Source organism: Curtobacterium sp. MCSS17_008, from assembly GCF_003234185.1.
GTDB lineage: Bacteria > Actinomycetota > Actinomycetes > Actinomycetales > Microbacteriaceae > Curtobacterium.
The window spans coordinates 24,190-38,897 of sequence record NZ_QKSM01000010.1; the positions used below are offsets into that span (position 1 = coordinate 24,190).

At 71.6% G+C, this 14,708-nt stretch carries 14 protein-coding genes; 12 read left to right on the forward strand and 2 right to left on the reverse strand.

The genetic code is table 11. From position 1 onward, the window contains the following. Nucleotides 1–141 precede the first annotated feature (141 nt). From DEJ23_RS11045 to dapF, 10 genes are all read left to right on the forward strand, one after another. Entirely contained in the window at nucleotides 142–3,171 is a 3,030-nt protein-coding gene (locus tag DEJ23_RS11045; protein ID WP_111240314.1) for a DNA translocase FtsK, read from the forward strand. A 5-nt stretch (nucleotides 3,172–3,176) separates the two neighbouring features. After that, entirely contained in the window at nucleotides 3,177–3,812 is a 636-nt protein-coding gene (gene pgsA / locus DEJ23_RS11050; protein ID WP_181429225.1) for a CDP-diacylglycerol--glycerol-3-phosphate 3-phosphatidyltransferase, read from the forward strand. After that, nucleotides 3,809–4,351, forward strand: a complete 543-nt coding sequence (locus DEJ23_RS11055; RefSeq protein ID WP_375342274.1) for a CinA family protein — start codon at nucleotides 3,809–3,811, stop codon at nucleotides 4,349–4,351. Before pgsA ends, DEJ23_RS11055 begins: the two co-directional genes overlap by 4 nt. Nucleotides 4,352–4,505: 154 nt before the next feature. After that, nucleotides 4,506–4,814, forward strand: coding sequence for a helix-turn-helix domain-containing protein (locus tag DEJ23_RS11060; RefSeq protein ID WP_058742950.1), 309 nt, complete (start codon nucleotides 4,506–4,508; stop codon nucleotides 4,812–4,814). A 65-nt stretch (nucleotides 4,815–4,879) separates the two neighbouring features. Then, nucleotides 4,880–5,104: a DUF3046 domain-containing protein gene (locus tag DEJ23_RS11065; RefSeq protein ID WP_111240317.1), complete on the forward strand. Its 225-nt coding sequence runs from the start codon at nucleotides 4,880–4,882 to the stop codon at nucleotides 5,102–5,104. Nucleotides 5,105–5,373: 269 nt separating this feature from the next. Beyond that, nucleotides 5,374–6,441 carry a recombinase RecA gene (gene recA, locus DEJ23_RS11070; protein ID WP_111240318.1) on the forward strand — a complete coding sequence of 356 codons (1,068 nt, stop codon included), beginning with the start codon at nucleotides 5,374–5,376 and terminating at the stop codon, nucleotides 6,439–6,441. After that, complete coding sequence (locus DEJ23_RS15725; RefSeq protein ID WP_111240319.1) at nucleotides 6,438–7,466, forward strand: regulatory protein RecX; 1,029 nt, start codon at nucleotides 6,438–6,440, stop codon at nucleotides 7,464–7,466. Before recA ends, DEJ23_RS15725 begins: the two co-directional genes overlap by 4 nt. Nucleotides 7,467–7,505: 39 nt before the next feature. Next, complete coding sequence (gene miaB / locus DEJ23_RS11080; RefSeq protein WP_111240320.1) at nucleotides 7,506–8,999, forward strand: tRNA (N6-isopentenyl adenosine(37)-C2)-methylthiotransferase MiaB; 1,494 nt, start codon at nucleotides 7,506–7,508, stop codon at nucleotides 8,997–8,999. A gap of 43 nt (nucleotides 9,000–9,042) precedes the next feature. Then, complete coding sequence (miaA, locus tag DEJ23_RS11085) at nucleotides 9,043–10,005, forward strand: tRNA (adenosine(37)-N6)-dimethylallyltransferase MiaA (RefSeq protein WP_111240366.1); 963 nt, start codon at nucleotides 9,043–9,045, stop codon at nucleotides 10,003–10,005. Beyond that, on the forward strand, nucleotides 10,002–10,892 hold the full coding sequence (gene dapF / locus DEJ23_RS11090) for a diaminopimelate epimerase (RefSeq protein WP_111240321.1): 891 nt from the start codon (nucleotides 10,002–10,004) through the stop codon (nucleotides 10,890–10,892). Before miaA ends, dapF begins: the two co-directional genes overlap by 4 nt. 199 nt (nucleotides 10,893–11,091) lie before the next feature. Here dapF and DEJ23_RS11095 read toward each other — a convergent pair whose 3' ends face one another. Then, a complete protein-coding gene (locus tag DEJ23_RS11095; protein ID WP_111240322.1) occupies nucleotides 11,092–11,706 on the reverse strand; it encodes a class I SAM-dependent methyltransferase in 615 nt (204 codons plus the stop codon). Nucleotides 11,707–11,767: 61 nt separating this feature from the next. On the opposite strand from DEJ23_RS11095, the gene hflX reads away from it, so the two are divergent. Beyond that, nucleotides 11,768–13,306: a GTPase HflX gene (gene hflX / locus DEJ23_RS11100; RefSeq protein ID WP_111240367.1), complete on the forward strand. Its 1,539-nt coding sequence runs from the start codon at nucleotides 11,768–11,770 to the stop codon at nucleotides 13,304–13,306. 97 nt (nucleotides 13,307–13,403) lie between these two features. Here the strand turns inward: hflX and lexA are convergent, their stop codons facing one another. After that, nucleotides 13,404–14,069 (reverse strand): transcriptional repressor LexA, encoded by a 666-nt coding sequence (gene lexA, locus DEJ23_RS11105; protein ID WP_111240368.1) that lies wholly within the window; start codon nucleotides 14,067–14,069, stop codon nucleotides 13,404–13,406. A gap of 215 nt (nucleotides 14,070–14,284) precedes the next feature. Between lexA and DEJ23_RS11110 the strand changes: the two genes are divergently transcribed. After that, complete coding sequence (locus DEJ23_RS11110) at nucleotides 14,285–14,662, forward strand: LysM peptidoglycan-binding domain-containing protein (protein WP_111240323.1); 378 nt, start codon at nucleotides 14,285–14,287, stop codon at nucleotides 14,660–14,662. Nucleotides 14,663–14,708: the final 46 nt, after the last annotated feature.

Sequence of the window (14,708 nt, forward strand, 5' to 3'; positions counted from 1 at the left end):
CGGGCCTCCTGGCCGGTCTCGTCCCGCGTGGTCGGGACGGGCGCGGCGGCCTCGGTACCGACGACGCTCGGCACCCGCCGGACGCCGGAGGTGCGGCGGGGCATCCGCGGAATGTCCCGAGCGGGGATTAGGCTCCACCGCATGGCCGGAGGCACCAAGTCGACCACGCGCTCGCGCGCGTCCACGTCGTCCCGCGGGAGCGGGTCGCGCGGTACCTCGCGCACGCAGGCCACGACGAAGAAGCTGCCGCAGGCCGCACCGACTCCGGTGTTCCGCGAGCAGAACCCCGTCGTGACCGCGTGGCTCGCGATGGCGCACGGCGTCGGCGCGCTGTTCCGTCTGCTCGGCAAGGAGACCCTCGCCAAGGACGAACGGCGCGACGGGTTCCCGTTCCTGCTCTTCGTGCTGGCGATCGCGGGCGCCGTGGTCGAGTGGCTCAACCCGACGAACCCGGTGTCGATCGGGCTCGACGCGTACACGTTCGGCGGGCTGTTCGGCCGCCTGGCCTTCGCCCTGCCGGTGATCATGGTGGTCTTCGCGGGCTGGCTGTTCCGGCACCCCGCCTCCGTGCACGACAACACCCGGATCGGCATCGGCCTCGGGCTGATGCTCGTGTCGATCGCGTCGCTCTGCCACGTCTTCGGCGGCCAGCCCAGCGCCTCGGACGGCATGGTCGCCCTCGCCGCTGCGGGCGGGGTGCTCGGCTGGGTCGTGATCAGCTGGCTCGTGGCCGTCGCGACGGTGTGGGTGGCCGTGCCCGTCGCGGTCGTGCTGCTCGTGCTCTCGCTCTTCATCATCACCAAGACGCCGCCGAACAGGACCGGTCGTCGGCTCCACGAGCTGTACGCGTACCTGTTCGGCGCTCCGGCACCCGCCGCGGAGCCCGAGGTCGACGAGCAGCCCGCGCAGCCCGCGGCACGTGCCCGCGGCTCGAAGCGGCAGCAGACGGACTTCCCGCTCTTCGAGGACCTCGGGTTCGACGACGAGCAGGGCCCGGACGCCGGGGACGCCGACGGGTCGACCACACCCTGGTGGCGCCGGAACAAGACCGGACGCGAAGAGGACCCGGCCTACGACAGCCCGGTCCTGCCCGCCCCAGCCACCCAGACCGTGCCGGGCACGGGTGCAGCTGCCCCCGCGACGGACCCGAGCGCGGGCGCGGCGGCCGGCCTCGTCGACCACACGCCGGCCGAGCCCGCCTCGGTCAACCTCAACGACTCGCTCGAGCAGGCCGCCGCCGGCGCCGACGTGCACGGGGAGCAGGAGGTCGAGCACGACCTGGCCGTCGCCGAGCAGGCACTGCGTGACTTCGGCACCGCCGTGCCGGAGCAGCCCGCCGCCGTCGCTCGTCCCGATGCGGGCGTCTCGCCCGTGGTGTCGCCGTCCGCGCCGGGGTCCGCCCCCGACGCGGTCGACGAGGGGCTGCCCGCGGCGACCGCCGCCGACGAGGACCCGTCCGCGCCGTACCGTCTGCCCGCGGCGTCAACGCTGAGCGCCGGCACGCCGTCGGTGGCCCGCAGCCAGGCGAACGACGACATCGTCGCCGCGATCACGGGCGTGCTGACCGAGTTCAAGGTCGACGCGAAGGTGACCGGCTTCTCCCGTGGCCCGACGGTCACGCGGTACGAGATCGAGCTCGGCCCCGGCGTCAAGGTCGAGCGCGTCACGGCGCTGTCGAAGAACCTGTCGTACGCGGTCGCGTCGAACGAGGTCCGCATCCTGTCGCCGATCCCGGGGAAGAGCGCCATCGGCGTCGAGATCCCGAACACCGACCGCGAGATCGTCTCGCTCGGCGACGTCCTGCGCTCCGGCGCGGCCACCAAGTCGAAGCACCCGATGACCATCGGCGTCGGCAAGGACGTCGAGGGCGGCTTCGTCGTCGCGAACCTCGCGAAGATGCCGCACCTGCTCGTCGCCGGCTCCACCGGCTCGGGCAAGTCGGTGTTCATCAACTCGATGATCACGTCCCTGCTCATGCGCGCGAAGCCGTCCGAGGTCCGTATGGTCCTGGTCGACCCGAAGCGCGTCGAGCTCTCGATCTACGCCGGCGTCCCGCACCTCATCACCCCCATCATCACGAACCCGAAGAAGGCCGCAGAGGCGCTGCAGTGGGTCGTGAAGGAGATGGACATGCGGTACGACGACCTGGCGTCGTTCGGGTTCCGCCACGTCGACGACTTCAACAAGGCCGTCCGGAACGACGAGATCGTCCTGCCCGCCGGCAGCGAGCGGAAGCTCAAGCCGTACCCGTACCTGCTCGTCGTCGTCGACGAGCTCGCGGACCTCATGCTCGTCGCCCCGCGCGACGTCGAGGAGTCGATCGTCCGCATCACCCAGCTCGCCCGAGCCGCCGGCATCCACCTCGTGCTCGCGACCCAGCGACCGTCGGTGGACGTCATCACGGGGCTGATCAAGGCCAACGTGCCGTCCCGCGTGGCGTTCGCGGTCACCAGCGTCACCGACTCCCGCGTCATCCTCGACCAGCCGGGCGCCGACAAGCTCATCGGCCAGGGCGACGGTCTGTTCCTGCCGATGGGCTCCTCGAAGGCCGTCCGCGTGCAGGGTGCCTGGGTGCAGGAGAGCGAGGTCGCCGAGGTCGTCGCGCACGTCACGCGCCAGGCCCGCCCCGAGTACCGGCAGGACGTCCAGGCCGTGGTCGAGCGCAAGGAGATCGACGCGGACATCGGTGACGACCTCGAGCTGCTGCTCGCTGCCGTCGAGCAGGTCGTGTCGACGCAGTTCGGCTCGACGTCGATGCTGCAGCGCAAGCTCCGCGTCGGCTTCGCGAAGGCCGGCCGCCTGATGGACCTCATGGAGTCGCGCGACATCGTCGGTCCCTCGGAGGGCTCGAAGGCGCGCGACGTGCTCGTCACGCCGGACCAGCTGCCCGGCGTGCTCGCGAAGCTCCGGGGTGAGGAGCCGCCGGCGCCGGCGCCGGCGCCGGCGCCGGCGCCGGGTGGCCCCGGACCTGCGGGCCCGGCATCCTCGGCCCAGCCCGGAGGGGCACTTCCGGTCGACGGGGCCGGCGCCGGCTCGCCGACGGCCGCCTCGGGCGGCGCGGACGACGACCGGTACGGCTCGGACCCGGTGGCGGACATGACCCGCGGGTACCCTGAGGTCGAGGACGACGGACCGGACGAGGACGCGTGGGGACTGACGGGCAGGGAGTGAGCGACATGACCAGCTCGGAGACCACACACGGAGCGCGCTTCCCCTGGCGCGGACGGCTGCTCCGCAAGGGGGACGGCCCGGCATCGACCGCGAACGTCGCCAACATCATCACCGTGGTGCGCATCCTCATGGCGCCGCTGTTCTTCGTCATGCTGCTCGCCGACGGCGGGCAGGACACGTCGCTGCGCGTCTGGGCGGCCGTCGTCTTCGTCGTGGCCATCGTCACCGACAGTGCGGACGGCATCATCGCCCGACGGCAGAACCTGGTCACCGACTTCGGGAAGCTCGTCGACCCGATCGCGGACAAGGTGCTCATCGGCGGTGCCCTCGTCGCGCTGTCGATCCTCGGCGAACTGCCCTGGATCGTCACGGTGCTCATCATGCTGCGCGAGATCGGCATCACCGTGTTCCGCTTCGCGGTGCTGTCGGACCGGGTGATCCCGGCCAGCCGTGGCGGCAAGATCAAGACCGTGCTGCAGGCCGTCGCGATCACGCTCGCGCTGTTCCCGTGGTGGAACGTCGTCGGTGACCTCGCGCACTGGGTGAACGGCGTCCTCATGACCGCGGCGCTGGCTGCGACCGTGCTCAGCGGCGCCGACTACCTGTGGCAGGCATGGAAGCACAACCGCACCACGGCGTGACCCAGCCTGACGGACCGACCGACACCGCGCCTCCCGGCGGTGGTGCCGTGGTGCCCGTCGCCCCCGGACTGATCGCGGAGCTCACCGCCCGCGGGGAGACGGTTGCGGTGGCGGAGTCGCTGACCGGCGGGCTGGTGGTGGCGACGCTCGTCGACGTGGCGGGTGCGAGCGCCGTCGTCCGCGGCGGCGTCGTGGCCTACGCGACGCCCGTCAAGACCTCCCTGCTCGGGGTGGACCCCGAGCTGCTCGCGACCGAGGGCGCGGTCGACCCGGAGGTCGCGCGGCAGATGGCGTCCGGTGTCCGGACCGCGCTGGCGGTGGACGGCGAACCCGCGACCTGGGGCATCAGCACGACCGGCGTCGCCGGACCCGACCCGCAGGACGGCAAGCCCGTCGGCACCGTCTTCGTCGGCATCGCATCCGCGGAACGCGTCGATGCGGTCGAGCTGCACCTCGACGGGGACCGCGATGCAATCCGTCACGCCACCGTCTCCGAACTCCTGGCACGGATGTCGACCAGGATCCGCACCGGGGAATAGGCCCTGTTGCCACTGGGTTACATCCCACGCAATCTCCAGCAGTACGGCAGCCAGCGTGGTTAGCATGCTGCGAACGGCAACGCTACTGTTGCTGAACCCGACCACGGTCACCAGGACCAGGCGGGCGCGGAGACGACAGAGAGGAGGAGTCCCCATGGTTCTCGTTCGTCAGGAGATCGGCGATGTCCTGCGAGACTTCCGCTTGCAGAAGGGCCGGACCCTCCGTCAGGTCGCGTCCAAGGCCAGTGTGGCTCTCGGGTACCTGAGCGAGGTGGAGCGCGGCCAGAAGGAGGCCAGCTCCGAGATCCTCGCTTCGGTGGCCGACGCCCTCGACACCCCGATCTCGACCATCATGCGCGAGGTCGGAGACCGTCTCGCGGTCGTGGAGGGACTCACCCCCGTTCCCGACACGCTGCCCGACGACCTCGTCGCCGAGTTCGACAACGACCTCGCGGTGCGCTGACGCACCACCACCACGAACGCCCTCGCCGGTCCGCCGGCGGGGGCGTTCGTCGTTACCCTGGTCAGATGCGCGTGAGTGAGTTCTGGCGAGCGGTGGACCAGGTGTTCGGCGAGGCGTACGGTGCCGTGGTGTCGCGCGACGTCGTGCTCGAGGAGCTCGGCGGACGGTCCGCGGCGGACGCCCTCGAGGCGGGGATCGACGCGCGTCGCGTCTGGCAGGCGCTCTGCGACTCGCAGGACGTCCCGCTCGAGAAGCGCCACGGCAAGGGCCTCGCGGAGCCGCGGGACTGAGCGTCCCCGGGCACAGCGGCACCCGAAACTCTGTTCGGCGTGTCGCTCGAACGCGTGTTCGATCGGTGCTAGGTTCCTGCACAACGGCGCTGTCCGGACCTTCGTCCACAGATCGCGCGGTCGCGGGCAGTGATGTCGGTGGCCCGCCCTAGGTTCGAAGCCATCGGGAACAGCCCGAAGCCTTGTCGCCGAGCACCAGCCCTGCACCACCGGCTGGGGTGGACGCGACAGCCTACAGGCGGCCGACACCGAGCACGAAGGAGCACCCCATGCCATCATCCGCAGACCGCGAGAAGGCCCTCGAGACCGCACTCGCCCAGATCGACCGGCAGTTCGGCAAGGGCACGGTCATGCGCCTCGGCTCGGATGAGCGCGCGCCCGTCGCCACCATCCCGACCGGTTCGGTCGCCCTCGACGTCGCGCTCGGCATCGGCGGGCTCCCGCGTGGCCGCATCATCGAGATCTACGGCCCGGAGTCGTCGGGTAAGACGACGCTGACGCTGCACGCCATCGCCAACGCCCAGCGCGCCGGCGGGATCGCGGCCTTCATCGACGCGGAGCACGCGCTCGACCCGGAGTACGCAAAGAAGCTCGGCGTCGACATCGACGCCCTGCTCGTGTCGCAGCCCGACACCGGTGAGCAGGCGCTCGAGATCGCCGACATGCTCGTCCGCTCGGGCTCGATCGACCTGATCATCGTCGACTCGGTCGCGGCCCTCGTGCCCCGCGCAGAGATCGAGGGCGAGATGGGTGACTCCCACGTGGGTCTCCAGGCCCGCCTCATGTCGCAGGCGCTGCGCAAGCTCGCCGGTGGGCTGAACCAGACGCAGACGACGATGATCTTCATCAACCAGCTGCGCGAGAAGATCGGTGTCTTCTTCGGGAGCCCGGAGACCACCGCGGGTGGTAAGGCGCTGAAGTTCTACGCCTCGGTCCGCCTCGACATCCGCCGCATCGAGACGCTGAAGAGCGGCACCGACGCCGTCGGCAACCGCACGCGCGTCAAGGTCGTGAAGAACAAGATGGCTCCGCCCTTCAAGCAGGCCGAGTTCGACATCCTGTACGGCACGGGCATCTCGCGAGAGGGTTCGCTGCTCGACTTCGGCGTCGACCACGGCATCGTCAAGAAGTCGGGTGCCTGGTACACGTACGACGGCGACCAGCTCGGGCAGGGCAAGGAGAACTCGCGCTCCTTCCTCATCCAGAACCCGGACATCGCGGCGGAGATCGAGGGCAAGATCCTCGCGAAGCTCGGTGTCGGCGGTGCCAAGGCCGACGCAGCGGACGCCCCGGTCGACTCGATCGCGCCGAAGCTCGCGGAGCGCAAGGGCGCGTGACGGACGCACACGACCACGACGAGGGCCTCGCGCCGGTCACCGACCTGTTCGGTGCGCGGTCCCGTCGTGGTCGACGCACGTCCGAGCGGGTCCCCGACCTCGGGCCGCAGCAGCTCACGGACACAGCGCAGCCCACAGACGCAGCGCAGTCCACGGGCGCCGGGCAGCCCACGGACGCCGGGCAGTCCACGGACGCCGGGCAGTTCACGGACGCATCGCAGCCCACGGACGCCGGGGCGCCCGACGTCGGCCCGCGCTCGGGCGTCGACGAGGGCGCGTGGTCGACGCGGGACGGGGACGATGCGGCGGGCGCGTCGTCTGCCGCGATCCCGCTCCGTGGGGCGCAAGCGCAGGCCGAGTGGCTCTCACCGGTCGTCGGTGACGGCTCGGGTCGGAGTGTGCGGGCCGAACAGCGCGGGTACGACGCCGAGACGGCCGACGCGACGAGCGCGTCGGTGTTCGCCATCGCCAGCGGCGACGAGATCGATCCGGCCGAGGCGCCGCGTCCGCTCGACGAGCAGCGCGCCGATGCCGAGCGGGTCAGCATGCGTGCGCTCGGACGCAAGGGCGTGAGCGAGTCGGAGATGCGCCAGCTGTTGACGAAGCAGGAGCTCGACGCGGAGGTCGTCGAGCACGAGGTCGCCCGCCTGGTGCGGGTCGGTCTGCTGGACGACGTCGCCCTCGCCACGGACCTGGTGGACCGGCTGCACGAGCGCAAGGGGCTCGGGCGCCAGGGCGTCGTGGCCGAGCTGCGCCGCCGGGGCATCGACCAGGCGGCGATCGACGCTGCGCTCGAGGCTGCGGCGGACGACGCCGACGACGAGTTCGTCCGTGCGATCGAGCTCGCCGAGAAGCGTGCTCGGCAGCTCCGGGGCCTCGACCGTGAGACGGCCGAGCGTCGGCTCAGCGGCTTCCTCATGCGTAAGGGCTACGGCTCCGGAGTGGTGCGGGTCGCCGTGCAACGTGCGCTCGACGCGCCGCCCCGCCGGTCGCCGTCCGGCGGGGGCACCGTCCGGTTCGAGTAGCGCCGACGGTGGCCGCGGCCGACCTACACTGGGACGACCATGGCCACCGTCGCAGCCCGCCCCCGCACCTACGAGGTCCGCACCTACGGGTGCCAGATGAACGTCCACGACTCCGAACGGCTGAGCGGATCGCTCCAGGCCGCCGGGTACGTCTCGGCGGACGGCGAGCAGGCCGACGTCGTCGTGATCAACACGTGTGCGGTGCGCGAGAACGCGGACAACCGCCTCTACGGCAACCTCGGGCACCTGGCCGGCGTGAAGCGCCAGCACCCCGGCATGCAGATCGCCGTCGGCGGCTGCCTGGCGCAGAAGGACAAGAACGTCATCCTCGAGAAGGCGCCGTGGGTCGACGTGGTGTTCGGGACGCACAACATGGCGTCGCTGCCGACGCTGCTCGAGCGTGCCCGGCACAACGACGAGGCGCAGATCGAGATCCTCGAGGCGCTCGACGTGTTCCCGTCGACGCTGCCGACGAAGCGCGACTCGACGCACAGCGGATGGGTGTCGATCTCCGTCGGGTGCAACAACACCTGCACCTTCTGCATCGTGCCGTCGCTCCGCGGCAAGGAGAAGGACCGCCGTCCGGGCGACGTGCTCGCCGAGATCCAGGCGCTGGTCGACGACGGCGCGATCGAGGTCACGCTCCTCGGGCAGAACGTCAACTCGTACGGCGTCGAGTTCGGTGACCGCCAGGCGTTCGGCAAGCTGCTGCGCGCGGCCGGACAGATCGAGGGCCTCGAGCGCGTCCGCTTCACCAGCCCGCACCCCGCCGCCTTCACCGACGACGTGATCGACGCCATGGCCGAGACCCCGAACGTCATGCCCCAGCTGCACATGCCACTGCAGTCGGGGTCGGACCGCGTGCTGAAGGCCATGCGCCGGAGCTACCGCAGCGAGCGGTTCCTGGGGATCCTCGACCGCGTCCGCGCGAAGATCCCGCACGCCGCGATCTCGACCGACATCATCGTCGGGTTCCCCGGTGAGACCGACGAGGACTTCGAGGACACCCTGCGCGTCGTCGAGCAGTCCCGGTTCGCCTCCGCGTTCACGTTCCAGTACTCGATCCGCCCGGGCACACGCGCGGCGACCATGCCCGACCAGCTGCCGAAGGCGGTCGTGCAGGAGCGCTACGACCGGCTCATCGCGCTGCAGGACCGCATCACCGCCGAGGAGCACGCGAAGCAGGTCGGTCGCACCGTCGAGGTGCTCGTCGCCACGGGCGAGGGCAGGAAGGACGAGACCACCCACCGCCTGTCGGGCCGGGCTGAGGACGCTCGGCTCGTGCACTTCGCCGTCCCGGAGGGGTCCGACGTCCCGCGTCCCGGTGACGTCGTGACCGTGGAGGTCACCCGGGCAGCGGCGCACTTCCTCATCGCGGACGGTGAGGGACCGCTGCGCATCCGGCGCACCCGTGCCGGGGACGCCTGGGACCGTGCGCAGGCGGAGAGCTGCGGCGTGCCCACCCCGGCCGCACCGGGAGCGGGGCCGCGTCCGGTGTCGCTCGGGCTGCCGGGCCTCCGTGTCGGCCGCTGACGCGCCGGGAGCGGGCCAGCGCGGCCAGGACGGCCTGGATGGCCTGGACGGCCAGCGCGTCCAGGGTGACGGCGCCGTCGACGCGGGCTGTCCGGACCTCGTCGCGGTCGTCGGAGCGACCGGCACCGGCAAGTCCGAGCTCGCGCTGACGATCGCCGAGCGGCTGCGGGCGACCGGGCGTCCGGCGGAGATCGTCAACGCCGACGCGATGCAGCTGTACCGGGGCATGGACATCGGGACCGCGAAGCTGTCCGAGGCGGAACGCCGTGGTGTCCCGCACCACCAGCTCGACGTGCTCGAGGTCACGGACGAGGCGAGCGTCGCCGCCTACCAGCGGGACGCCCGGGCCGACGTCGACCGGATCACCGCTGCGGGTGGGACGGCGGTGCTCGTCGGCGGCAGCGGCCTGTACGTGTCGTCCGTGCTGTTCGACCTCGCGTTCCCCGGCACCGACCCCGCGCTCCGGGCGGAACTCGAACAGGAGCACGCGGAGCACGGACCGGGCGTCCTGTTGGCGCGACTGCGCGCCCTCGACCCGGCCGCCGCCGCCGCCGTCGACGCGCGCAACCCGCGACGCCTGATCCGTGCCGTCGAGATCGCGAGCCGGTCCGAGGCCGTGACCCCGCGCCTCCCGTCCGTGCCGCGGGCGTGGCGGTCCGCGCGCGTGCTGCGCCTGCACCGCGAGCGGGGCGAACTCGTCGAGTCCCTGCACGCACGGGCCGCGCGGATGTTCCGTGCCGGGCTCGTCGACGAGGTCGACGCACTCCGTGCCGCCGGGCTGGAGCAGGGGCGGACCGCCCGTGCCGCCATCGGGTACTCGCAGGCACTCGACGTCCTGCACGGACGGTCGACCTCCGACCAAGCGGTCGAAGCGACCGCCGTCGCGACCCGCAAGTACGCCCGGCGGCAGGTGTCGTGGTTCAAGCGCTACGACGCCGAGGTGCTCGACGTCACCGGGACCGATGTCGCGGGGCTGCGGGCAGTGGCCCGTAGGATCGTGCCGTGACCGAGCTGCACTTCACGAAGGGCCAGGGGACGGGCAACGACTTCGTCCTGTTCGCCGACCCCGACGCGACGGTCGACCTGACGCCGGAGCGCATCCGGGCGATCGCGGACCGGCGGTTCGGCGTCGGTGCGGACGGCGTGATCCGCGCCGTGCGGTCGGACGCGCTCCCCGAAGGGCGTGCGCTCGTCGCGGTGGAGCCCGCCGCGACGTGGTTCATGGACTACCACAACGCCGACGGTTCGGTCGCCGAGATGTGCGGCAACGGCATCCGGGTCTTCGCCCGGTACCTGACCGAGTCGGGGCTCGTCGACCTCGCGCCGGGCGAGACGCTCACCGTCGGCAGCCGCAAGGGCCTGGTCGACGTGCAGCGGACGACGAACGGGTTCTCCGCGGACCTCGGGCGCTGGGGCCTCGGCATCGAGGGCGGCGGGGCGAACGACGTGACCGTGCGGGCGAAGGAACTCGACGGCGCACGACCGGGCCTCGGCATCGACGTCGGGAACCCGCACGTCGTCGTCGCCGTGGCGACCGAGGACGAGCTCGCGGAGCTGGACCTGACGTACGTCCCGGTGCTCGACCCGGTGCCGGCGGCGGGGGCGAACGTGGAGTTCGTGCTCCCGGGCGACCCGCTGGTCAAGGACGGCGTCGGTGAGATCACGATGCGCGTGCACGAGCGGGGGAGCGGCGAGACGCTGTCCTGCGGGACGGGCGCGGTGGCGGCAGCCCTGGCGACGCGGTACTGGGCGGGGCCGTCGGCACCGGACACCTGGCGCGTGCGCGTGCCGGGCGGTGTCGTCACGGTGCGGATGTTCGCGGCGGAGGACGGCGAGCACGTGGCGCTCGCGGGGCCGGCGGAGCTGGTGTTCTCGGGAGACCTGACGGTCTGACGCAGACGGGCGCGGTGCTCCCGCCCGGGTGGTGCACGAGCGGTACGCCGGCGTCGAGCCGAGACGCGGCGGCTCGACCGAGACGCCGCGAGGAGCGACGGCGTCTCGCGTGCATGCAGGCGTCTCGCACGGACGACGGCGTCTCGCACGGACGACGGCGTCTCGCACGGACGACGGCGTCACACTCGTCCCACGCCCCCTACTCCGCGGTGCGGTGCACCCGGATGACCCGGAACCCCTTGTCGGTCGATGCCCGCGAGACCTCGTAGCGGTGGCCGAGCGCGTCCCGGAGCCACCGCTGCAGCGAGTCGCCGCCGAGGTCCTTCAAGACCACGAGCCACGCGTCGCCGCCGACCTCGAGCCGGGGGAGCCACGTGAGCAGGATCGCGTGCAGTTCGTCCTTGCCGACACGGATCGGCGGGTTCGACCAGATGGTGCGGAAGCGCAGGTCCGCCGGCACGTCGTCGGGCAGCCCGACCCTGACGTTGGTCAGTCCGGCGGCGACCGCGTTCCGCTGAGCGAGGCCGAGCACCCGCTCGTTGACGTCCACGCCCCACACCTGCGCGTCCGGCGACTCCAGTGCCATCGTGATCGCGATCGGCCCCCAGCCGCATCCGACGTCGAGCAGCGCGCCCTCCGGCGCGGGCGGCGGCACGGAACCGAGCAGCACCTTCGTGCCGCGGTCGACGCCGTCCGGGCTGAAGACCCCGGCCGCGGTCGACAGGGTGAGTGGCCGACCGGCGAGCGTGACGTGCACCTGGCGCTCACGGATCTCCGACGACGGACTGGCGGAGAAGTAGTGGTCGTTCGCCATGGAAGAACCGTACCGTCGACCCCGTGTGTCCCGGGCGTGGCGGCGGTACCCTGTGGAGAAGATGACGGAAACCACCATGAACGACGGACGATCCGACGACAGCGCCGAAGGTGTCGTGGAACGCGTCCTCCGCAACGCCGACACCAAGGCGTCGTCGGCGATCTTCGCCCCCGCACAGGCGATCCAGACCCGATCGGTCGACGATCACGGCTGGTCCGGCGACGGCGACCAGTACGACCGCGAGGACCGCGCAGCCCTGCGCCGCGTCACCGGTCTCTCCACCGAGCTCGAGGACGTCACCGAGGTCGAGTACCGGCAGCTCCGGCTCGAGCAGGTCGTCCTCATCGGCGTGTACCCGCAGGGCGACGCCCAGGACGCCGAGAACTCCCTCCGCGAGCTCGCGGCCCTCGCCGAGACCGCGGGTGCCGTGGTGCTCGACGGGCTCCTGCAGCGGCGGCCGAACCCCGACCCGTCGACCTACCTCGGCAAGGGGAAGGCCGAGGAACTGGCGATGGTCGTCAAGGCCACCGGCGCCGACACCGTGATCGCCGACACCGAGCTCGCACCGTCGCAGCGTCGTGCGCTCGAGGACGTCGTGAAGGTGAAGGTGATCGACCGGACCGCGGTCATCCTCGACATCTTCAGCCAGCACGCCAAGAGCCGCGAGGGCAAGGCGCAGGTGGAGCTCGCGCAGCTCGAGTACCTGCTCCCGCGCCTTCGTGGTTGGGGTGAGTCGATGTCCCGCCAGGCCGGTGGTCAGGTCTCCGGCGGCGCGGGCATGGGATCGCGTGGTCCCGGTGAGACGAAGATCGAGCTCGATCGTCGCCGCATCCACACCCGCATGGCGAAGCTCCGCCGCCAGATCGCCGGGTTCCGTCCCGCGCGTGAGGCGAAGCGCGCCGACCGGCACCGCAACGACGTGCCGAGCGTCGCGATCGCCGGCTACACCAACGCGGGCAAGTCCTCGCTCCTCAACCGGCTCACCAGCGCCGGCGTCCTCGTGCAGAACCAGCTGTTCGCGACGCTGGACGCCACGGTCCGCCGGACCGAGACGAGCAAGGGCCGCGAGTACACCTTCGCCGACACGGTCGGCTTCGTGCGGAACCTTCCGCACCAGCTGGTCGAGGCGTTCCGCTCCACGCTCGAGGAGGTCGGCGAGTCCGACGTCATCGTGCACGTCGTCGACGCGTCGCACCCGGACCCGGCAGCGCAGCTCGCCACCGTCCGCGACGTGATCGGGGACGTCGGGGCGCGGGACATCCCGGAGATCGTCGCCTTCAACAAGGCGGACCTCATCGACGAGTCGCAGCGGCTCGTGCTGGTCGGGCTCGTGCCGGACGCGGTGTTCGTCTCCGCGCGGACCGGCGAGGGGATCTCCGAGCTCCTCGCCGCCATCGAGGACCGCCTGCCGGAGCCCGACGTGTCGCTCACCCTGGTCGTGCCGTACGACCGCGGTGACCTCGTGTCGTCGCTGCACGACGCGGGTGCGGTCGAGTCGACGGACTACGTCGAGGACGGCACACGCCTGCAGGTGCGGGTCTTCCAGCGCCAGGTCGCCGAGCTCGACCCGTACGTGGTCGCGCCCGCCGTGTCGGCCTAGTCCCGGGACCCACACCGGTACGGAACGGGAGGCGCGGTGCCAGCTGGCACCGCGCCTCCCGTTCGTCGTGGGCTGCGTCCCGCGAGCGAGCGCGGGGTCAGACGGAGCGGAGGACCGCGACCACCTTGCCGAGCACCGTGGCTGCGTCGCCGAGGATCGGCTCGAACGCCGAGTTCCGCGGCAGCAGCCACGTGTGGCCGTCGCGCTGCCGGAACACCTTGACGGTCGCCTCCTCGTCGAGCATCGCAGCGACGATGTCACCGTTGTCGGCGGTCTGCTGCGCGCGGACGACCACCCAGTCGCCGTCGCAGATCGCGGCGTCGATCATCGACTCCCCGACGACCTTGAGCATGAAGAGGTCACCCGTGCCGACGAGCTGGCGGGGGAGCGGCACGATCTCGTCGACGTGCTGCTCCGCCGTGATCGGCACGCCCGCGGCGATGCGCCCGACGAGCGGCACGAGGGTCGTGGCGTCGACGTCGGGGGTCTCGACGTCGGGCGTGGGCTCGTCGACCAGGACCTCGAGGGCCCGAGGGCGGTTCGGGTCGCGTCGGATCCAGCCGCCGAGCTCGAGCTGACCGAGCTGGTGGGAGACGCTCGACAGTGACGAGAGGCCGGCCGCGTCGCCGATCTCGCGCATGCTCGGCGGGTAACCCCGGCTGGCGATCGACGCTCGGATCGCGTCGAGGATCGCCTGCTGCTTCGCCGTCAACGGCTTCTGGACCCGCAGTTCGTCCGCCACGTCGTCTCGCCCTTCGTCGATGCCGGGCGGTCGGGCGGGAATGTCGGTGGTCCCCGCTTGACTCGTCCCAGTCGATCGAAACAGTATCCGACCACTCCAGGCCGGACAAACACCTGTTCGAGCGTGTCGGCGAAAAAATCCCACTCGAATCTCTTCCTGAGACTTGTGTGGGCCCGCATTCGAAACTATGTTCGGTACACGACTTCGGTTCCTCCGAACGGGAAGGCAAGAACGACATGAGCACCATCGCCATCGCTGACCAGCAGCGCTCCGCGACCCCCGCCGTCCGTACGCGCCTGCGCATCACGCGCCGCGGTCGGATCGTCCTGACGACGCTCGCCGCACTCCCGGTCTTCCTGATCGTCGCCCTGTCCGTACTGAACGGGGGCCAGGCCTCAGCCGGCGACTCCTCCCGCGCCGGAGCACCCGTGCATTTCCAGACGGTCACCGTCGAGCCCGGCGAGACGCTGTGGCAGCTGGCGGAGGAGACGGCACCGCAGGCCGATCCGCGCGACTTCGTGCAGGACGTCGTGAGCCTCAACGCGCTCGAGGGGTCGACGCTGCAGGCGGGCGAGCAGATCGCCATCCCGGCCAAGTACACCGCGGGGAACTGACCCGGTCGTTCGGAGACGCGGGCGGCTGAGCCCGACCGGGACACCT